Below are 21,502 nucleotides of genomic sequence, written 5' to 3' on the forward strand. Positions count from 1 at the left end.
AAAGTCTTCCAGTTACTATTTCATTAAAAGCAAAGTCCCCAAAATTCATTTTTAGACTTAAGAATGAATCATTCGTTTATGTACAATACAAATGCTTTGCATATCGAATATGTCCTAACACAAGTTAAACTGTACAATATTTTGCAAAACATACTTAAATTTTTCATTAAAATCGGTATCTTGAATTATATGTTTCCTTTTGTTTACCCACCCTTTTATGTACTCGAAGTGTTTTTGTATAATAATGTTGTCGCTAATTTAATACTAACAGCTAAGTGTAAAGTGCTTTACTAAACAAAAATGCCAGCATCCTATTTTTATAGGAATACTGGCACTTGATCAAAATAATTTAAATATGGACTGTCTTCTTTAAATAAGATTTCCCAAGTTTTGATTGGGTCCATGATATGCTTTCTTACGATTCCTTCCACCTTTTCTACTTCTCTGTTTTCAATAATTTTCAAGATTATTTCATGTTGAGCAATAACTTCGTCAAAACTCGATTGGATTTCTGAAAGCAGCCTGATGCGATTATAATGCGTGCTTAACCGGGTTATTGCTGCCCAGACGTTTTCTTTCTTATTTCCTTGATAAATGATGTGATGAAACCTTGTATCTAAAAGATGGAATTCCCGTTCATATCCTTTGCGGCCGATCAACTCATTCTGAAGAGCAAGGTTTTTTTTCAGCTCCAATAAATTTTCGTGGGGAAAGGATTCACAAGCAAGTTTCAAGATTTCCTTTTCAAGATAGTAGCGCATAAAGGAAGCTTCTTCTACCAATTGCGGCTTAATCTTAGAAACATACGTTCCTACCTGAGGAAAAACTTCTACTAAGTACTCTTCCCTAAGTTTTGCCATAACCTCTCTTATTGGCGTCCGAGAAAGGTGTAGGGCTTCTGCCAATTCTATTTCACTTATTGCTTTACCTGGTTGTAATTCCAACGACATAATTGCTTCTTTTATTATTCGATAGGAATAATCCTTATTATTCTCACCAGTTAGCCTTTTGGATACTGTCAGCATTCCATTTGCACTCCCCATTACAAAACCTTGTATGTAAATAAATAACTATGAAACCGTTTTTTTTATCATAACATTCTGTATAAACTCATTCAATACTAGTATTATAGAAAAGAAGATAGTTGAGACGGGTAAACGCTTACACCGATTAATAGAGCTATTTAAGATTAATTAGGTGGAAGTTTCATTGTTCCTTCCTCGTTAACATACTTGTATACTAGCATGTACGAGATAGATTTGCAATGGAAAATGTAAACGGTAACAATTCGTTCGATTTTCCATGCTGTCTTTGTTTAATATAGAACAATTCCAGTTATATAACTGCCTATTATTACCAAAGATTAAAGCAAAAAAACCAGAACCTTTTTTCAAAGGAATACTGGTTTATCAGCACAATCAAAATAATTTAAATAGGGACTATCTTTACTAAATAAGCTTTTCCAAAGCTTCATTGGTTCTAAAATATGTTGTCTAACGATTTCTTCCACTTTATCTTCTTCTTTATTTTCGATAATGCTAACGATTATTTCATGTTGAGCAATTGCATCATTAAAGCTATGTTGAATTTCCGACAGTACCCTGATCCGATTATAATGTGTTCCTAAACGAGTAATTGCTCCCCATACATTTTCTTTCTGATTCCCTTGATAGATAACATAATGAAGTTTTGTATCCAACTTATGGAACTCCCGCTCTAATCCTTTACGACCGAGCAGCTCTTTTTGAAGTGCAAGGTTCTTTTTCAACTCCAATAAGTTTTCTAGAGGAAATGACTCACAGGCAAGTTTCAGGATTTCCTTTTCTAAGTTGTAGCGCATAAAGGAAGCTTCTTCTACTAATTGCAGGTTTATTTTAGAAATATAGGTGCCTACTTGAGGTATCACTTCAACTAAGTTCTCTTCTCGCAGTTTTGCCAAAACCTCCCTTATTGGCGTCCGAGAGAGGCTTAGTGCCTCTGCCAGCTCTATTTCACTGATCGCTTGACCTGGCTGCAATTCTAAATACATAATTCCTTCTTTAATGACTCGATAAGCATAATCCTTGTTATTTTCAGCAGACAGTTTAGCTGTTACTGTAAGCATTTTTCGCAACACCCCCTATAACGGACCCATTCAAATGAATAAGAAATTGATTCAATTGCTTTTTCCCTCATAATAGCATTAGTTGTTTCATTCAAGCAATCCCAATGTATAGAAAGAAGATAGTTAATCAAATTAACTATCTTCTTAAAAGAGCTTTATGCAGTTTTACCTGAATTCATTGCTTGTCTTTTTTCTGCTAGATCTGTAGCCAATTGCAATGTGCGTTTTTTGTTTAATGGATATAGGAATGCAACAATTGCGAATACCACTACTAGAAATATCGCTGGCACTAAAGTACCAAGTGTATGAATCCCTTGAAGTGTGCTATGTGTTTGTTCTGTAAGTTTTGGATTGTAGCCAACAGCTGCAAGCGCTGCACCTCCAAGACCGCCGGCAACAGCCTGGCCAATTTTACGGGCAAATGAATAGATCGAGTAAACGGTTCCATCTTCACGTAAACCTGTTAGATATTCATGGTAATCAATTAGATCTGTAACGAAAGCCCAAATCACTAAGTTAAACATTCCATAACCAAACATTCCGATTGCTAAAATTCCAATAAATTGAGTTGCGTTTAAGTTCGGTAACAAATATAAGACACCATAGATAACTGCTGCAAGCAACACACCTGATGAAGCTACTTCTTTTTTGCCGAACTTTTTCACTAATGGCTTAACCATTGGCATTCCAATAATTACTGCAATCGATTGAACTAGACTTACCATACTTAATGCCTTTGTGTTACCAAAATAATCTTTAAATAAGTAGGTATTGACGGTACCAATCAACATAAAGCAAACTAAGAAAAGGAGAGACGCGATCAGGAAAATAATCAATGGTTTATTTTTCATTAGACCTTTTAAGCTTTTTCCTAAATTAGCTTTTGGTTTTGCATCTTCATCAATTACAATACGTTCAGTTGTCAATTTATAGCAAGCCATGTAACAAACAAGAGCAAGAACACTAAAAATGACGGTGCCTATTAAAAAGTGATTGGCATTTGCTTTATTATTGACAAAGAAAATCATTGGTCCAAAAACACCGATAATTAAAACGGCCGCCGTCGAACCAAGAGTTCTCCAACTGGATAATGAAGTACGTTCAACAGGGTCACCTGATATAACAGAAGCCATTGACCCGTAAGGAATGTTAACGGTACTATACAATGTTCCCCATACGATATACGTCACAAATGCCCACGCCACATAAAACCCATTTGACAGTCCTGGAATGTGGACAAACATTAATATGTTTAAAATAACTAATGGAAAAGACATTCTAAAAATCCAGGGCCTGAATTTACCATTTTTCCCTGCTTTTCTTGAATCAATGAAGCGGCCCCACGTTACATCTGCAATTGCATCCCACAATCTTGCGACTAAGAAGAGCACACCGATTAACGCCGGATTAATTTGTAAAATATCTGTATAAAAAACCATTAAGAACATCATTACCAGAATAAAGGAGAAATCGTTTCCAAAATCACCGAATAAATAACCAAGTTTGTCTCTAAAACCAAAAGGACGCATAAGTTTCCCCTCCAAAAATTTGATAGCTTACTATAATTGCAGTTACTAATTTAAAGCGATTTCATTTCCAAGAATATTCAAAATCCAGTAAACGTAACAAAGCTGCAAGATTACTCTTCAAATCTATTCGTACCCAAATTTTGGAGTGCTTGTCCAATGTTTGAGTAATAGATTTAATACTTTTGTTCTTCCTTCCTATAATATTACCAACATTATGACTAAACAAACACCTTCCAAATTCCACTTTTATCAGGGCCTCCCCTTGTTTCAGTTTGCTTGGATATAAGATTTGATTCCCTCCTCTAGTTAATATACTAGTATCCTAGCATGCGAAAAAAAATAATGCAACAAGAAAATGTAACCGGTAACAAATTGTTCAATTTTATTTTAATTAGTTTCCATTTTCTACTATTAAAGAATAGAAACACCCCTATCAAAAACAAAAGCAGACCCATGTTTAAACTAAGGATCTGCTTGTTTTAAGATTTTAAATTGTAAAAATTTTAAACTATAAGCTATTGTCCAGCACAGCGCAAAGGACATGCTAGTGCAAACATCATTTAAGAAGGATGACGCTTTTCTTTTTATTCGCCTAAGTCAACATTGTGGTAAACGCGCTGAACATCATCTAGATCTTCAAGGACATCAATCATTTTTTCAAACTGTGCTTGTGCATCTTCAGAGAGGGTAATTTCATTTTGTGCAAGCATTGTTTGTTCAGCAACTGTAAATTCTGTTATACCTGCATTCTTGAAGGCTTCCTGTACCGCATGGAATTGTTCAGGATCAGCATAGACAATAACAGAATCATCTTCTTCAAGGATGTCACGGACATCCACATCTGCTTCCATTAATAATTCAAGCACTTCATCGGCCGACTTACCTTCCACGCCAATAACTGCTGTTGCATCAAACATGTAGGCTACTGATCCGCTTACTCCCATGTTGCCGCCATTTTTTCCAAATGCAGCACGCACATCAGATGCTGTACGGTTCACGTTATTTGTCAGGGCATCGACAATTACCATCGAGCCGCTTGGTCCAAAGCCTTCATAGCGCAGTTCTGAATAGCTTTCTTCGGCACCGCCTTTTGCTTTTTCAATCGCACGGTCAATAATATGTTTAGGCACATTATAGGTTTTAGCTCGTTCCAGCACGAACTTTAGAGCCTGGTTACCTTCTGGGTCCGGTACACCCTGCTTTGCTGCTACATAAATTTCAACGCCAAATTTTGCATAGATACGACTTGTATTTGCATCCTTTGACGCTTTTTTTTCCTTAATATTATTCCATTTACGACCCATTAATGAACACTCTCTTTCCTCTTTAAATCTACATATAAATAGTAATATGAAATACCCTGCTGCATCAACAATTTTTCAAGGCTTTCATTAATCGCTGCAAAGAAACACTAGTCTATTATACCTTAATTACATACTTTGTAAAAAGTCAATCATAAAAAACTGGAGGCTCTTTTTATTTTTAGGCTATGTTAATGGTGATGCCTTCCTTTTTTCTGAATCCGAATGATTCTTCTTAATAAACCGTAAGAAACATGAATCTTTTCCTTTTCCAATGAAACACCAGGCTGCAGCCTCATCCACAATGATTTTGGATATGCCACAAGCTGGTCGGGATAGACACTTCTGTGTCCAATGATGGTATATGCAGTGATGCACGCTACGACAACGTATAAACCTGTTAAATTCCCAAATAATTCATAGCCCATAAAAATAGCCGAAATCGGTGTATTTGATGCAGATGCTACCACCGAAACCATTCCAATGGCTGCACCAAATGCGGGATCGATACCAATGATGGTGGCAAACACATTCCCTGCTATTGCCCCAATCACAAACTGTGGTGTAACAATTCCGCCGTAAAACCCTGATCCCAATGTTATCGCAACAAATAAAGCCTTCCAAACGAATCCTAAATATGGGACATGTTCACCCCTTAATGCTTGTTCCATTATTGGCAGGCTTAAACCCAGGTAATCTGACGGGATGATTAAAATTAGGGCCGATAAAAGAATCCCCCCAAAAAACGGCATCAAGGGCGGCCAGATTTGATAACGCTGCTGGATGAGCTTAAATGCTGATCGCACTCGTGCATACAATTCGATAAATAGCCATGAGACAATGCCGCAAATAAGCCCTATAATCATTATTTTTATAAACAAGGTTTCAGAAAAGTGAGAGAAAATTTTCAGAGAATAATAGGAATACGACAGTCCCCAAAGCTTGCTAACCTCAAATGAAGAAATCCCTGCAATCACAGCGGGAAAAATAAAGTCATAACGCAGCCGCCCAATTGTCAATACTTCAACACCGTAAATCGCCCCGGCAATCGGTGTTCCAAATACGCTCGCAAAACCCGCACTGACCCCACATGCGACAATCCGCTTTTGAAGTTCCGGACTCAAATGTATAAGTTGCCCAAAACAAGAGGCAAGAGTTCCTCCAATATGTGAACAAGGTCCCTCTTTTCCCGCAGATCCCCCGGAAGCAAGCGTAATAATGGCTGCGACCGGTTTTATTAGAAATGTTTTATATGGCATCAAACCGGACTGTTCATGAACAGCGGTAATGGCTGAATCCTTTTTCCTTCCTACTGAATGACGGTATCCATAATGGATCAGTATTCCATTAAGGAATCCTCCAATTGGTAAAAGGATCATTTGCTGCCATAAAGGGATATTTATCGTGCTATCTGTAAAAAAGTACAGTCCGTGCAGAAATATACTTGTTCCAGTACCAACAATCATACCCGTCAATGCAGCTAAAAAAAACCACCGTAATAATGTTGCCAGCATTACAGGTAGTTCAATATATGTACGATTCAAAAATTTTCACCTCTTTAAAAGCCTTCCCTATAAAACATAGCACGATAAAAAATGAATGTCCACGATTCAGGGAGCAGGCAGCATTAAATATCTAATGAATTTTTTCTTTTGCAATAGTAGTTATAAGCGTTAATCCGGTTAATTTGGTTTACTTTTCTGATGCCTGAGTCGTAATCGATTGTACCTTTTCTTTTAAATCACATGTTTAATAGGCATTAAACCGTTTTCCATTCATAAAATGATAATGGGTATGGTTTAAGCTCCTGTATCTAAGGAGGTGATATAGAAAAGCGGAGGCACCCGTTTATCGGCGTATGGCCTGGAGCGCTTCGACTAAGATAAAGGAAACACACAGAGCGGTAGCGAGAGATGTTGACTTATCGTAGGGAGAAGCGCGAGCCGATGGGCGCTGCAGCTAGACAATTCTCAAAGATTGCTGGGCAACCTTTTGGTTATTTTTAGCTTGGTATAATAATATGCCTAGGTGAAATTTTTTTAAATTAACTGGGCTGGGTACACATTCCAAATGAATGTAAAGGGAGATGTTAAGGATGAACGAAGTCACAGGAAATGTGCTTGGTTGGTTGGGTATTATTGCAGCTTTGGTTGGATTTTTCTATGCCCCTATCTGGCTTGGTATTATTGGCGTGATCCTTGGTTTAATCACTTTAGCTAGCCCGCAGAAAGCCCTGGCATGGGTTGCCATTGTACTCAGTGTCATCGCATTGCTCATCCCGTTATTTAAGTAAATAATCGTCGTGCAATCCGATTTAATCTGAGACCCCATAAATTGAACTTTTTATCATTTTTTTACACTTTTGTCCTGAAATTGAAGAACGCAAAGGAAGCACTCTCATTGTTTATATACTACTGGCTATTTATGCTGTAAAATATCCAAAAGCCCAAGGGAGACTTCCCTTGGGCTTTTACTTATTGGAATTAGCACCTTCATTCTAGGGCAAATTTAATAGAAAACACAACAACCCTTGTCGAACCATGTAGTATAAAAGTTATTGATTGTGTAAGCGCTTTCGTATATAATAAATATTGGGTTGGATGGCACGCGTGGCCATCATGGTATATGGCGTAGGTGGGGCCAATACTGGGTACAGGGCATAATGAAAGATGTCCTCAATTTATGAATAAACTCCAAAATCCTTTGTACAAATTCCTCAATCTTTAGGTACGAGGTACTTCGACATATAGTCGGTGGACATCATGAAAATTATCCTCTTGTACAAAACATTGTTTCCAATTCTATAACAATCCAGAAAGGACCTTAAAGAATAATTTTCTTTAGGTCCTTTTTGGTTACTTTAAAGGCGAAATCGTTCTTTTAACTCCTTAAGTATTGTGGTTATTATAGGAACAAAAGAGGTTGCCCTATTTAAAGGACAACCTCTTTTTTATATGTAATAAATTTCACGAACATGTTCACAAAAATAAAAGGAGCCTAGAATATGGCTTCCTTTTATTAAAGGAACACATTGACGAATTACTATTTATGAAATCTCTTTAAGTTCAGCTGTTAGTTTTAGGAAAACTTCCTTATTACGCTCTTGTAATGAGCGGTCGATTTCCTTACGGATTTTTTCTTTGCGAAAATCAATTAGAGCATTGTCTAATACCATTTCAGCAAATAATGCATCCATATTCTCATCAGATGGTTGTGGCAGGTTCTTTAAATTCTTTTCCATTTGGAAATCAACTCCTTGACCTTTTTTCTATTATACAAATAGTTTTCAGATAATTCAATATCTTTTTTCGGAAATATTTATTTATTTTGAAAATATTTTTTTAGGTTAGTAAATAGGAAAGCCATCCTTCTAATAATTCACAAAGGATTACATAATGAAATCCTTATTTGGAACATTAATAAAGTGAAGCTTCTATTAGTGGTCATACCGCCCGTTAATGTGGGACAAGCGCAGAAGGGAGGAAATATAGTGGATCACGGAAGTCGTATTCCCGGGAGTCCCGGCAATCATAAAACCTCAAAAAAAGGATCCTTAAAGTGGTGGCAATTATCATTAATTGGGGTTGGTTGTACAATTGGTACAGGATACTTTTTAGGGTCAAGTATCGGAATAACCATAACCGGCCCTTCAATTGTGATTTCATTTCTTTTAGCGGCTGTCAGTACGTATATTGTTTTTAATGTGCTTGCAAAAATGACAGCGGAAGATCCTCAGAATGGTTCGTTTTGCTATTATGCAAAAAAAGCATTTGGTCCATGGGCAGGATTCAGCTGTGGTTGGAATTATTGGTGTTCAAATATCTTAATAATGGGGAGCCAATTAACCGCTCTCTCTATTCTTTCTAAGTTTTGGTTTCATCAGGTACCATTATGGGTCTTTGCCGCTGGATATGCAGCCATTGCTATTGTTGTCGTTCTTTTCGGTACAAAAGGCTTTGATAAGGTTGAAAATATTCTGGCAATCATTAAGACTTCTGCAATCGTTATGTTTATAATCCTAGCTGTAGTTGCCTTATTCGGCTGGATCGGTGGAGGTTCAAAGCATTTTCAATTGCCCTCTTCAATGGGGAAAATATTCCCTGAAGGCTATATTGGCTTCTGGTCTTCCCTTATCTATGCTTTTTATGCTTTCGGTGGGATTGAAGTAATTGGCCTCATGGCAATAAGGCTTAAAAAGAAAGAAGATGCCCCAAAGGCCGGAAAGATTATGTTGCTTTTATTAACGATTATTTACGTTGTTTCGCTCGGATTAGCAGTTACAATGGAGCATTATGATTCCTTTAATGAAAAAGAAAGTCCGTTTGTTAAAGCAATGGCCGACTACCATCTTTCCTTTTTTCCGCATGTTTTTAATGGAGCAATCATTATTGCAGGCTTTTCAACAATGACTGCCTCATTATTTGGCGTAACCACTCTCCTGGTTACACTAGCAGAAGACGGTGATGCACCATCCTTTTTTGCCAAGAAACTGAAAAAATTTAACAAGCTTCCACTAGCTTCACTTGGTCTTGGGGCGATCGGTCTCTTGGCATCTGTCGTTACGGCCTTGCTTGTACCCGGGAAAATTTATGAATATATAACGACTGCTGCGGGAATTTTGCTACTGTATAATTGGTCTTTTATCATTATTTCTTCCTTGCGTATTTTAAAAAGTAAGGGTTTGGAAACATTTATATCCTATTTCGGACTGCTGCTCATTCTTGCCGCAGTGAGCGGAACAATTCTCGAAAAAAGTATTCGATTTGGTTTTTTTGTTAGTTTACTATTTGTTGGCATGATCGCTTTAGTAGCTTTTATAACGAAAAGAAAATCAAGTAAGACGAAACAGAACGGGCTTAAGAAACTAACTCCTCAAGAATCTGACTAAGTTCCTCCGTACTCCGATTTATTTTTTTCATTATATGAAATGGGAAAAGGGATATACTTTCCTATTGAGCTCAAACTAAAGGGAAATAAGCATAATAATCATTTATAGGAAAATAGGAAAGATTGGATGGAGGATAGGTATGAATAATAATGAAACTGTAGGAATGATTGAAAAAGCAATTGCAAATGCACCGGATTGGTTAATGGAAGATATTAATAAAATAGAAAAAAAAGCGAATGGAAATATGAGAATTAGCTATGTAATTCACCAATTATATAATAATTACGATTTCTCAATTAAGCATGTCCTTGGAATGAAGGAACAATCGGATTGGTCATTAGTCTGCAGACAAAGACTAAACATTATTGATAACAATATTGACTTAATACAGGCTATTTTGGAGAAAAAGAAGAGAAACAAACAAACAGCAAAATAATCATTGATATTGAATGTTTTTACTCTTAATTGAAACGTCTATGATAAATTCGGTGTTATTTGGGAACCTTAACCGCCAAAAATCTTAAAACTGAATCCGAAACCAATGCGAACTGAGGGGCCAAAACGTTTTGGCCTTTTTTGTTTTGTTAATTTTTCAAGATGAGTGTGAAAGAATTTTTTTGGGGAACATTAAATACACACCTGCTACTATTACAACTGCTTCAAAAAAGTTATTAATTTGTACTAAAACATTAAAAAAACTCCGATCAGCCTAAACCGTATATTCGGTATAATGAGATAAAATGAGTGTACGAGGAGTTTAACGATGAAAATCACTCGAATCTGTTTATTAGTAGTGAATAAAAACGAAGAGATAGAGCATCTCATTGAATTGATGAGAACCTGGTGTTCGGCAATGCGATATTCTTTCAATCGTTTAGTGGAAGGAGAAAAACCTAGCACTGTCATTAAAATCATTCAACAAAAATTTCGTTTAAATAAACGATATGCAGAAGATGCGGTTTTGCAAGCTCAAGCTGTTATCACTAGCCAGATAGAATTGCTGCCCATTCACATTGAGGAAGTGCAGGCGAAGATTCAAAAAACAGTTCGAAAAATAGAAGATTATCAAACGGGTAAAAAAAAGCCAAAGAGAGTCTCGCTTGATATATGTTTAGCTGGTCTACAAGCTCGTCTAGATAAACTTCAAGAAAAGGAATCCGTACTTTTGAAACACCGTTAACAGGGAACTATTCCAACGGTTATTTTCGGAGGAAAGAAAAAATTTTATGATCGTTTGGACAACAAGATTTCACAACAAGAATGGAAAGAACTTCGTGCGAATACTCTATACTCCCGTGGGGGTAAATCAAAAAAAGGAAATCTAAACATAAGAATGGTGTTGGATGAGACAGAAAACCAATTTTATTTGGAAGTTGCTAATCCACTTCTGAAAAATGAGGGGGAGAAAAATAGTCCAAGGCTTCATTTTAGAGTCTCTATTCCGGATAAATATTTTGAGGAAATCGTCAATATTGTTATGCCAAACGTTAATGGAAAAACTCCGAAGGGAAAAGCAATCGAGGAATATCAAGTTTACTCCATTGAGGTCAAACGAAAAGGTGGAAAATTTTATGTTCACATGACGTATAACCTTGAAACCTTTGGTTCTGAACTAAAATGGAATGAGAAAACACAAACCGATATTGTGGCGGGAATCGATGTGAATATTGACAAAATTGCCGTAACAATTTTAACAAAGCAAGGCCGTTTCTTGGAATCTAGAACGTTTTATTGCCATGAAATGGAGTATGTAAAAAGAAACAGAAGAACCAATGTTGCTAGAGAAACGGCAAAAGAAGTAATTGACTATTTAACGCAATGGAATGTTGGAACCTTTGTTTTAGAAGATCTCAAATTTAAACAAGAACATGATACAGATAAGAGGTTTAATCGTCTTGTCCATTCTTTCTCAAAAAATAAGCTGCAAAAAGCTCTTATTTCAAGAGGTTTGAAATTTGGATTCAAAATAAAGAAGATCAACCCTGCTTATACGTCGGTTATTGGCCGATTCAAGTATTCCAAAATGTATGGTCTCTCGGTCCACGAGGCTGCTTCTTTCGTGATTGGAAGAAGAGGTCTGGATTTTGAGGAAAAAATTCCGAAAGAATTAGTAAACCAACTTCGTTCTTTGGTGAAACCAATGTTAATTCAAATTCTCGGATCAATGGAAGAATCCGAGAAAAAAACAACCAATGGTAAACAAAGAAGAAAATTTATAGCGATGATGTTAAAAAACATTGATGACTTTAAAGAACACCATAGTTGGAAACTATGGAATGTCATACACAAAACATTACTTATAAAGAACCAGAAATTACAACTAAAGGAGGTGTAATCCTCGGTTACAAAAGCCTTGCGGAAGTCTGACCAACAGAAGGAATGGTCTTTCGCAATTGCCAGCTCTAACAGAGCACCGCAGGCAGTCTTGGACAAAAGGTTCATGACAGGGGTTCTATTCCTTTCCTGACGGAGTGACGTGAGAATCGTCATGGTAGGTCCCTTTTCTTGGTTCAGGGGCGAATAGTTACTATTTGAAAACTTTTAGTAGTTTTTAATAGATTTTTGTAACCAGGAAGGTTATGAAACAAGCAATTAATGAGCATCAAGCAATAAATAACATTAATGTTTATTATGAACTATACCCGAAACAATCGGCACAAACAGTTGTTTTATTGCATGGGTTTCTTTCCTCTACTTTTACTTTTCGTCATTTAATCCCATTATTAACTCAGGAATTTCAAGTTTTATCAGTTGATTTACCGCCATTTGGTAAAAGTGAAAAATCAAACCGTTTTGTGTACTCCTATAAAAATATGGCAAATACCGTCATCCAGCTGATTGAGCTTCTTGGTTTAAAAGATATTGTTTTAATTGGACATTCCATGGGTGGGCAGATTGCTCTTAATATGCTTCACTTTATGCCAAATATTGCTGAAAAGGCAGTTCTAATTAGTAGTTCCTCCTATTTAAAGCGGTCATCCTTGCCACTTATTTTTTCAAGCTATATCCCATTTTTCCACCTATTTATTAAATATTGGTTAGCTCGAACCGGTGTTAAGAAAAACCTCCAGGATTCGATCTATAATCATACTTTAATAAATGATGAAATGATAAACGGATATCTAGAACCATTTCTGCGAAATGAAATTTTCGTCGCCCTTGGAAGAATGATTCGCCACCGCGAAGGCGACCTTCCTGTCAATGCACTTAACAGCATTCAAACACCCTGCTTGCTGATTTGGGGAGAGCACGACAAATCTGTTCCACTCCATATTGGTAAACAGTTACGCAAGGACTTAACGAATTCGCAGCTTATTGTTTTAACTGAAACTGGACATGCAGTCCCCGAAGAACGACCATTCGAAGTCTACCAGCAAATAAGAGGTTTTCTAACAAGGGACAGGTAGCAATCAACAGATATCAAAACTTTACATTTAAAACGCAAAGGACAGCCTCCATGCTATGGAAGGCTGTCCTTTTTTAAAGAATAAGAAAGCATAAATTTTCAACTTAGATAACCGTCTAGCTCCGACGCACAGGAAGTGCTAGTACCGACGTTGCCGCCAGGTCGGCGGCGTTTTTAGTCGGCCAGCACCCAGCGACTAGTGTACTTCGCCAACTTCCCTATGATAAGTCAAGCACGAATGTGCTTACGCTCTCCATGTTTCCTTTATCTCAGTCAGTGGGCTCCAGTCCTGTCGTGCACTAAACAGGCGCTTTTGTTCTTTACATATTTATAAATGTATCGTTTGCTTTTACGTTTGTTTTAATGACCTTACTATCATATAACCACTTAGAAATATTCTCCCATGTAGCCGGATCCTGATAGCCGAATGACTTATCTTTCGCATCCATCATTGGAAGAAGAATTTGTAAACTCTTTGTTTCTACTGCTTTATCAAGCGGTGAGGATTTGTCTTCATGCTTGAAGAGAATATTTAAGCTTTCTTCTGGGTGTTTTTGGACATATTGTTGTCCCTTCGAAGCAGCAGCCATAAACTTTTTAAATACTTCCGGTTTTTGTTTTAAGGCTTTTTCTCCTGCGACCATCACTAATTCATAATAATCTGGCACCCCATATTTTTCAGGACTAAAAGCGGTCATAGGGTGTCCCTCTTTATCAAGCAATAATTTTTCATGGTTAAGATAACCACCGATAAGGGCATCTGTTTTTTTCGTTGCCATTGCCGGAATTAGGTCCCAGCCGACATCAACCATTTTGATTTTAGTTGGATCGCCGCCGTCAGTCTTGACCATTGTTTGGACAATCGCCTCATCTAATGGAACGGATGGATATCCGATTGTTTTTCCTGACCCTAAATCTTTTGGTGATTGAATCGGTCCATTACTTGGAACCATTAAAACATTTAAAGGATGACGTACAATTGCTGCAAACGATTGAACAGGAATATTTTGATCACGCGCAATTACAATTTGAGGCTGGTAGCTTAGAGCCATATCGATCTTGTTAGCTGCAACCAACTTAAGTGGATCGTTTGTATCCGCCGGCATTTGAATCGTTACATCCAAGCCTTGATCTTTAAAATACCCTTTTTCCTGGGCAACGTACAGGAACGAGTGAACGGCATTTGGATACCAATCCAACATTAACGTTACTTTTTGTAAATTTTTATTGGATTCAGTGTTTTTTTCTGTTGCTGTTTGGTCATTTTTTGTTCCGCTACTGCAAGCACTCAATAAGAGTAATAACAAACAAATCATTAAAGTAGATATCTTTTTCATCTAAATTTCTTCCTTCCGTACTTCTCTATTTACATATATTGTTAAAATGCTCATAACCTGCTGAAAATGGTTCATACCCTATATATAATGGGTCATAACAAGCCCAAAATGGCTCATAACTCTGCGAAATGGCTCATAACAAATTCCTGCCAGGTTTTATCTAACCCGGTTTTTCAATAATTGCTTTTCTAATAAACTAATGAATAAAAATAAGACAATTCCCATTAATGAAAGTAAAAATACTGCTGCAAATACGGCGTCAGCCTGCAAACTTCCTGACATTCTCCGGCTAAAATAGCCGAGACCCTCGCTTGCACCCAGCCATTCCCCAACCGTTGCACCGACAACACAATAAACGACTGACATTTTCAAGCCCGATAAAAAAATCGGCAAACCAAGCGGCACCTGAATTTTCTTAAAAAGATCCCAACGGTTCGCACCCATTGTCAGTAGCAATTCCCGGTATTCATCACCTCCAGATTTAAGTCCATCATAGGTGCTTACTACAATCGGGAAGAAGGCAGTAAGAATTGTCACCGCGATTTTGCTCCAAATCGAATATCCAAACCACATAATAAAAATTGGTGAAATAGCGATCAGTGGTATCGTCTGCGAAATAACGAGAAACGGATAGAGGACCTTTTCAAGCGGCCGCCAAAAGTGCATGCCGACACCTAAGAGAATCCCGCCGATAACCGAGAGCGCAAAACCAATTAAGACCTCCTCAAGCGTAACGGGTAAATGTACACCTAATAAAAGCTGCCGATTATCTAGTAACGAGTTCCAAATGGCCGATGGAGAAGGTAAAATAAATGATGGGATCCATCCCTTTCGAACGACCCATTCCCAGATACTGAACAGAAGGACGACAACCAAAACAAACAAGCCATAGTTTTCTGTCCATTTTTTCAAGTTAGTTTTCATCAGAAATCAGCCTCTCCAGTTCTTTTCTCATCGTAATAAACTCCGATTGATAGATAAGTTCTGGACTTCTTGGCCTTGGTAAGTTAACTTTCAACTCTTGAACCTTCTGACCGCTGAGACCTGGCAGCAAATAGATTCGATCACTCAATAGAATTGCTTCCTCTAAATCATGGGTAATAAATAACACTGTCTTCTGTAAATCTCCCCATAATTCCAATAACCAGCTATGCATTTTCCGTTTTGTCAATGCATCGAGGGCACCAAATGGCTCATCTAATAGTAAGAGATCCCTGCCAGTCATAATGGTTCGTAAAAAAGCGACCCGCTGTTTCATTCCTCCAGAAAGTTCATGTGGGTATGCTTTTTCATAGGCGGCTAATCCAAACCGGGATAACCATTCACGGATTTCCGCCATTTTTGGATGCTTATTTTCCTTGGTAAGCTCCAGTGGTAGCAAAATGTTGTCCATTACTGTTCTCCATGGCAACAGCAAATCCTTTTGCGGCATATAGCCAACTTTCCCTAACCGATTAGCGGCCAATTCGCCGGCAATCCATATTTCCCCTTGTTTCGGCTCCAGCAAACCAGTAATCAGCCTAAACAAGGTGCTTTTTCCAGACCCGCTTGCGCCGATAAGGGACACAAACTCTCCTTGCTTAACATTTATCGATACATTTTGAAAAATCAGCTTGTTGCCATCCTCAATTGGAAAGGAAAATTCTAGTTCTTTTATTGCTAACATTGCTGTGTCAGACAGGCCAATCGCCCCCCTGGTAAACCATATCCCAAAACATGTATTCAAACCGGGATGTTGTTAGGAAGTGTTCTTCGATTATGTCCAGTTCCCTTTGTGGTTTGCCATCAACTAATTGATCTAACAGATTAATCAACCAAGTGGCCAAGGCTCCGAATTCTTTCGAGGCGTACATGTTAATCCAATTGCCGTATAAAGGATGTTCGGTTGAGTCTGGATAATTTTTAGCCAGCAGCTTGCCGATTTCCCAATAACTCCACATACACGGCAGCAAGGTGGAAATCAGCTCTTCTAACGAGCCGTTTTGGGCAACATTTAACATATAGCGGGTATAGGCTAGATTGATCGGCGTTGGCTTTGTTTCCTCAAGCTGCTGATTGGTAATCCCAAACCGCTCAGCATAATGGCGGTGTAGATCCATTTCTCCATGTAAGGTTTCATCAAGCAGCTTAGCAAAATACCCCATCGTTTCAATATCTCTTGCCTTCACTGCTCCGAATGCAAACAACTTAGCATAATCAATCAAAAACACATAATCCTGCTTCATATAGCGGATAAATGATTCAACCGGTAACTCCCCTGTGCCTAAACCAACAACAAAAGGATGCCGATGGGTCTTATCCCAAACCTCACTTACTTTTTCATAAAGAGTTTGTGAGAACTTCATCGTTATTCCCCCTTTCTAGTATTGCACCACTCAGCAATAAAGACAGCAAGGACTTTCGTGAAATCTAACAATTGCTGAATCTCCACTTTTTCATTTACCGCATGGGCATCTTCTAATTTTCCCGGCCCGAAAATAACGGTTGGAATACCGGCCCGGCCCAACCAACCAGCATCCGTAACGGTTGAAGACATGCCAATCTGCGTTTTTTCTGATAATAAGCTTTGATAGATGTTTGCCAGGCAGCTTGTTCCGGGATGCTCGGGATCAATTTCTAACGAAGGAAAAATTTCGCCGCGGTCTTCAATCATTGACTTTCCGCCCCAAACAAATTGCGGTGGATTATCTTTGAGCCACGGATCAGCACTAGCTACTGCTTGGATATGCTGTTCAATTTCCTTTGTTACTTCTTCATAGTCTTCATCTGGATAAAAATGAACAGTAATCCACAAAGCGCAGCGATCGGCAATAAAAGCGGCATGTCTGCCTCCTTCAATTACAGCCGGATTTATTGTATTCACACCAGGGGCAAAACCTTCATAGCTCTTGGTAACAGCCCAATGCCGTTCAAGCTCCTGCAAACCAGAAATAACCTTCATCATTTTTTCAATCGCGCTGGCTCCTTGTACACCGCCACCAGCGTGAATCATTTTCGAGCGGATACCATCATGATAGGTTTCTTTGCTTTCAACGATAATCCAACCTGTAATGACGCCGCCTTGGCCTTGAATATGTAAATCACTTGTATCGACTACAACTGCGTAGTCTGCTGTATATCCTCTTTCTGTACATGCCAATGTCCCAGCCTCACCAACTTCTTCACCAATAACTGACTGAAATTGGAGGTCACCATGAAGAGGTATCCCAAGTTCCTTTAAAATCTTAATGGCGATTAGCGATGCCGCGATTCCGCCCTTCATATCGGCAACACCGCGCCCATACACATAGGGATCTTTTATCCATGTCTTAAAAGGAGAGGAGTCCCATTCATTATCGTTCCCAACCTCTGCCACATCAACATGACCGTTTACAATTAAACTTTTATAAAGCCCCGGAGATGTTCCAGGTAATATCCCTACAACATTCGAATCACCAGGGTAAACCTCCCACATATCTGTTTTAAAGCCCAATTCATTTAAATAGCCGCTGATAAATCCCTGCACCTCATTCGTATTCCGTGCAGGAGGACTAATTGTAGGAAATGCAATTAAATCAGCTAATAAGTGCAATAATTCATCTTTCCTGGCCGTAACTTCATGTGAAATTTTTTCGATCAGTTCATTAGATGTCTGACTCATATGCTCACTCCCAAAGAAGTCTATTTGAAAAAATAAAAACCCGCTTAATTTCCGGAGAAATGAGCGGGTTGAAAACAAATCCTAGATCAACATAAAAGATAAATTGTTGTTTCATCTTCCCTCCGCTGGCATCATCCAGATCAGGTTCAAAGGGTTTAGAACATGCGTCCCATCTCAGCCTGCGGCTCCCCTAGTGAAATTAAAGATTATTAAATTGGCAAGTACTTTTAAAGTGTAGCATATCAAAAAAATAAGTAAAGTAATATGGTGAACCCTCTACACAAAAGACCTGGCCTATTTCACGGCCAGGTCTAGTTAGAATCTCTTTACCTCTAATCTTCTCGCAATCAATGACAAGCAATAGTTAACTGCAAAATACATGAATGCAATGATTATCAACATCGGGATCACATACCCGCTTTTTTGTCCATAAATAATTTGGGCATTATGTGTTAATTCCGGTAGAGCAATAACCACCGCTAAAGAGGTGTCCTTTAACAGCGAAATAAATTGGCTGACGATGGGCGGTACCATCCGTCGAAGAGCCTGTGGTAAAATAACATATCTCAGGGTTTGTACATAGTCCAATCCTGAGGAACGGGCAGCTTCAATTTGTCCTTTATCAATCGAATTTAAACCGCTGCGAATAATTTCTGACAGCATCGCTGATTCAAACAAAGTCAAAGCGGTAATCGCAGCAACAGTAATTGGTAATTTAACACCAATCTCCGGAAGCGCGAAATAAGTAAAGAAAATGATAAGAAGTAATGGCAGGTTACGAATCGTCTCTACCATTACTGCCAGTATTTTGGAGAAAATAGGAATACGTGCATATCGTAAAATTCCAATTACTCCGCCGCCAATGAAACTTAATATGATTGAAATAACAGCCACTTTTAATGTAACGCCAAAACCCTCCAGCAAAAATTTGAGGTGATCTGGAGTATATGCACCAGAAAAATCCATTACGCCACCCCTTTCAATTACTCTTCGTTAAGCGCTTTTCAAAATAACTAACGCCAAGACTTAAAGGAATAGTTAGAATTAGATAAAATACAGCAACAAATATGTACACATCAAAGGTAACAAATGAGCGAGTAGAAATAAGATCAGCCTGATACATTAAATCCAGCCCGGCAACAACCCCTAAGATAGAAGAGTTCTTTACTAGATTAATAAATTGGTTGCCCAGCGGTGGAATAACAATTTTGATAGCCTGGGGCAGAATAATAAATCTCATTGCTTGATTGTATGTAAGTCCTGAAGAACGTGCGGCCTCCATCTGACCTTTTGGAACAGCTACGATCCCGGCACGTATGGCTTCAGCTATAAATGATGCCGTATAAACAGTAAGTGCAATCGTCCCTGCTGTCAAACCATCAAACGCAACCCCAATTGATGCAAGTCCGAAATAAAAAAAGAAGGTAATAATGAGAACAGGAATATTCCGAAAAAGCTCAACATAGATGGCCCCCATCCAGTTCAGTGGTTTTATTGGAGCGATCCTCATGACCGCAATCAGTGTTCCGAGAAAAAAACTGCAAACTAGTGCGATTAGGCTGGCAATGACTGTATTCTTAAAACCCTCTAAATATAAATTTAGGTGATCAGTTAAAATTGAAAAATCCATTATACGCCAACTCCTCTTAATAAATCAGGATGAGCATTGCTGCCCATCCTGATTGCTACAGCAAATGGATGATTATTGCTGTTTAATCCATTTATTTTTGATTTCGTCGTATTTACCAGAGTCCTTAATAGCTTTTAAAGCTGCATTTAGCTTGTTAACAAGATCAGTATTTCCTTTTTTCACAGCAATTCCGTACGGTTCTTCCGTAAATGTTCCCCCTACCAATTGGAAGGACGGATCTTCAGCAACCATTCCATAAAGGATGGCATCATCCGTTGTTAAAGCATCCCCTTTTCCTGCTTTTAAGGCTGTAAAAGCTTCTGCATAATTTTCAAATTCCAATAATTGAGCTTGTGGCGCCTTTTCGCGAATATTGATTTCAGATGTTGACCCTTTAACTGCCAATACTTTTGTCCCACTCTTTAAATCTTGAAGGCCTTTAATTTTACTGCCTTTTTTAACAAGTAATGACTGTCCAGCTTTAAAATACACATCTGTAAAATCGACTTCTTTTTTACGTTCCTCCGAAATTGTCATCGTTGCAATAACAGCATCAACATCACCGTTATTCAGCATTGGGATTCTTGTTTTCGAAGTTACTTCCTTAAACTCTACCTTTGTTTCATCACCAAGAATTTGTTTGGCAAGCTGTTTAGCGATATCGATATCGAATCCTTCCACTTCACCAGTGCTTGGATTTTTCAAACCAAACAAGCGAGTATCATTTTTTACCCCAAAGACGATTTTATCCTTCGCTTTAATTTGGTCCATTACACCTTTTGTTTCATTGCTTGTACTCGTTTTCTCTGTTTTTCCACTGCTACATGCAGCAAGCAAAGAAAGTGTGAGCATAGAGATGAACATCAATTTAAAAAACCTTTTCATTCTGTTTCCTCCCTTTTATGTATTAATGATTTAACATACGGCTAAGAAATAGGCGGGCCCTCTCTTCACGCGGGTTCGCAAAAAATTCAGCCGGAATTGCTTCCTCCAGAACTTCCCCTTGGTCTATAAAGACAATGCGGTCTGCTACCTCTTTCGCAAATCCCATTTCATGTGTGACCACCACCATTGTCATGCCTTCCCTTGCCAGGTTTTTCATTACCTCTAATACCTCCCCAATCATTTCGGGGTCTAACGCAGAAGTTGGTTCATCAAACAGCATGATTTCAGGTTTCATGGCAAGACTGCGGGCAATCGCTACACGTTGCTGCTGTCCCCCGGATAGCTGTTGAGGATATACATTTGCTTTTTCAGGGATTCCTACTTTTTGAAGATAATATTGTGCAATCTCTTTTGCTTCTTTTTCAGACTGTCCGAGGACTTTGATCGGGGCAAGGGTGATATTCTCTAAAACGGTTTTATGAGGATATAAATTAAAATGCTGAAAAACCATCCCTATATTTCTTCTTACTTTATTAATATCTGTTTTTTTGTCATTAACGACTACATTATTGACCAATAGTGTTCCATCCGTAATGGTTTCAAGCTTATTGATGCAGCGCAGCAGCGTGCTCTTACCAGACCCGGAAGGTCCGATCACAACAACAACTTCACCTTGATTGATTGTAAGATTAATATCTTTCAAGACGTGAAAGTCTCCAAAAAACTTGTTTACTTTATCAAAAACAATCATAATCCATTCCTCCCACTTAAGAGACAGTCAA

General features: G+C 38.2%; 21 protein-coding genes and 1 riboswitch. Of the genes, 6 read left to right on the top strand and 15 right to left on the bottom strand.

Annotation, left to right across the window (positions count from 1 at the left end):
- Positions 1-317: 317 nt before the first annotated feature.
- From JN080_RS06035 to JN080_RS06055, 5 genes are all read right to left on the bottom strand, one after another.
- Positions 318-1,025, bottom strand: coding sequence for a GntR family transcriptional regulator (locus tag JN080_RS06035; protein WP_256235025.1), 708 nt, complete (start codon positions 1,023-1,025; stop codon positions 318-320).
- A 365-nt stretch (positions 1,026-1,390) separates the two neighbouring features.
- On the bottom strand, positions 1,391-2,104 hold the full coding sequence (locus JN080_RS06040; RefSeq protein ID WP_256235026.1) for a GntR family transcriptional regulator: 714 nt from the start codon (positions 2,102-2,104) through the stop codon (positions 1,391-1,393).
- A gap of 155 nt (positions 2,105-2,259) precedes the next feature.
- Complete coding sequence (locus JN080_RS06045) at positions 2,260-3,633, bottom strand: MFS transporter (protein ID WP_256235027.1); 1,374 nt, start codon at positions 3,631-3,633, stop codon at positions 2,260-2,262.
- A 584-nt stretch (positions 3,634-4,217) separates the two neighbouring features.
- On the bottom strand, positions 4,218-4,937 hold the full coding sequence (locus JN080_RS06050; RefSeq protein WP_256235028.1) for a YebC/PmpR family DNA-binding transcriptional regulator: 720 nt from the start codon (positions 4,935-4,937) through the stop codon (positions 4,218-4,220).
- 188 nt (positions 4,938-5,125) lie between these two features.
- Positions 5,126-6,478 carry a chloride channel protein gene (locus tag JN080_RS06055; RefSeq protein WP_256235029.1) on the bottom strand — a complete coding sequence of 451 codons (1,353 nt, stop codon included), beginning with the start codon at positions 6,476-6,478 and terminating at the stop codon, positions 5,126-5,128.
- 551 nt (positions 6,479-7,029) lie between these two features.
- Between JN080_RS06055 and JN080_RS06060 the strand changes: the two genes are divergently transcribed.
- Positions 7,030-7,227, top strand: a complete 198-nt coding sequence (locus tag JN080_RS06060; protein WP_256235030.1) for a hypothetical protein — start codon at positions 7,030-7,032, stop codon at positions 7,225-7,227.
- A gap of 753 nt (positions 7,228-7,980) precedes the next feature.
- Here JN080_RS06060 and JN080_RS06065 read toward each other — a convergent pair.
- Positions 7,981-8,175: an IDEAL domain-containing protein gene (locus JN080_RS06065; RefSeq protein ID WP_256235031.1), complete on the bottom strand. Its 195-nt coding sequence runs from the start codon at positions 8,173-8,175 to the stop codon at positions 7,981-7,983.
- A gap of 249 nt (positions 8,176-8,424) precedes the next feature.
- On the opposite strand from JN080_RS06065, the gene JN080_RS06070 reads away from it, so the two are divergent.
- The 5 genes from JN080_RS06070 (at position 8,425) to JN080_RS06090 (ending at position 13,229) form a co-directional block, all read left to right on the top strand.
- Positions 8,425-9,822 (top strand): amino acid permease, encoded by a 1,398-nt coding sequence (locus JN080_RS06070; RefSeq protein ID WP_375141591.1) that lies wholly within the window; start codon positions 8,425-8,427, stop codon positions 9,820-9,822.
- 139 nt (positions 9,823-9,961) lie between these two features.
- The gene (locus JN080_RS06075; protein ID WP_256235032.1) at positions 9,962-10,258 is read left to right on the top strand and encodes a hypothetical protein; all 297 of its coding nucleotides are present in this window, start codon (positions 9,962-9,964) and stop codon (positions 10,256-10,258) included.
- Positions 10,259-10,585: 327 nt separating this feature from the next.
- Complete coding sequence (locus JN080_RS06080) at positions 10,586-11,002, top strand: transposase (RefSeq protein ID WP_256235033.1); 417 nt, start codon at positions 10,586-10,588, stop codon at positions 11,000-11,002.
- Positions 11,003-11,155: 153 nt separating this feature from the next.
- Positions 11,156-12,157 carry an IS200/IS605 family accessory protein TnpB-related protein gene (locus JN080_RS06085; RefSeq protein ID WP_256235034.1) on the top strand — a complete coding sequence of 334 codons (1,002 nt, stop codon included), beginning with the start codon at positions 11,156-11,158 and terminating at the stop codon, positions 12,155-12,157.
- Between the two features lie 244 nt (positions 12,158-12,401).
- Positions 12,402-13,229, top strand: a complete 828-nt coding sequence (locus JN080_RS06090; RefSeq protein WP_256235035.1) for an alpha/beta fold hydrolase — start codon at positions 12,402-12,404, stop codon at positions 13,227-13,229.
- A gap of 319 nt (positions 13,230-13,548) precedes the next feature.
- On the opposite strand, the gene JN080_RS06095 is transcribed toward JN080_RS06090, so the two are convergent.
- From JN080_RS06095 to JN080_RS06135, 9 genes are all read right to left on the bottom strand, one after another.
- Positions 13,549-14,565, bottom strand: coding sequence for an ABC transporter substrate-binding protein (locus JN080_RS06095; RefSeq protein WP_256235036.1), 1,017 nt, complete (start codon positions 14,563-14,565; stop codon positions 13,549-13,551).
- A gap of 156 nt (positions 14,566-14,721) precedes the next feature.
- Entirely contained in the window at positions 14,722-15,489 is a 768-nt protein-coding gene (locus JN080_RS06100) for an ABC transporter permease (RefSeq protein ID WP_256235037.1), read from the bottom strand.
- Positions 15,479-16,231: an ABC transporter ATP-binding protein gene (locus JN080_RS06105; protein ID WP_256235038.1), complete on the bottom strand. Its 753-nt coding sequence runs from the start codon at positions 16,229-16,231 to the stop codon at positions 15,479-15,481. The genes JN080_RS06100 and JN080_RS06105 overlap by 11 nt, the downstream gene beginning before the upstream one ends.
- Positions 16,232-16,238: 7 nt before the next feature.
- A complete protein-coding gene (tenA, locus tag JN080_RS06110) occupies positions 16,239-16,910 on the bottom strand; it encodes a thiaminase II (protein ID WP_256235039.1) in 672 nt (223 codons plus the stop codon).
- Positions 16,911-16,912: 2 nt separating this feature from the next.
- Entirely contained in the window at positions 16,913-18,205 is a 1,293-nt protein-coding gene (locus JN080_RS06115; protein WP_256235040.1) for an acetylornithine deacetylase, read from the bottom strand.
- A 99-nt stretch (positions 18,206-18,304) separates the two neighbouring features.
- A riboswitch (TPP riboswitch) is annotated at positions 18,305-18,407 on the bottom strand.
- 113 nt (positions 18,408-18,520) lie between these two features.
- Positions 18,521-19,171: an amino acid ABC transporter permease gene (locus tag JN080_RS06120; RefSeq protein ID WP_256235041.1), complete on the bottom strand. Its 651-nt coding sequence runs from the start codon at positions 19,169-19,171 to the stop codon at positions 18,521-18,523.
- Positions 19,172-19,184: 13 nt separating this feature from the next.
- Complete coding sequence (locus JN080_RS06125; RefSeq protein WP_256235259.1) at positions 19,185-19,838, bottom strand: amino acid ABC transporter permease; 654 nt, start codon at positions 19,836-19,838, stop codon at positions 19,185-19,187.
- A 69-nt stretch (positions 19,839-19,907) separates the two neighbouring features.
- Positions 19,908-20,720, bottom strand: coding sequence for a transporter substrate-binding domain-containing protein (locus JN080_RS06130; RefSeq protein WP_256235042.1), 813 nt, complete (start codon positions 20,718-20,720; stop codon positions 19,908-19,910).
- A gap of 22 nt (positions 20,721-20,742) precedes the next feature.
- Entirely contained in the window at positions 20,743-21,471 is a 729-nt protein-coding gene (locus JN080_RS06135; protein WP_256235043.1) for an amino acid ABC transporter ATP-binding protein, read from the bottom strand.
- Between the last annotated feature and the right edge of the window lie 31 nt (positions 21,472-21,502).

It is taken from the genome of Bacillus sp. EB600 (assembly GCF_024494385.1).
In the GTDB taxonomy this organism is placed as follows: domain Bacteria; phylum Bacillota; class Bacilli; order Bacillales; family Cytobacillaceae; genus JAEVLT01.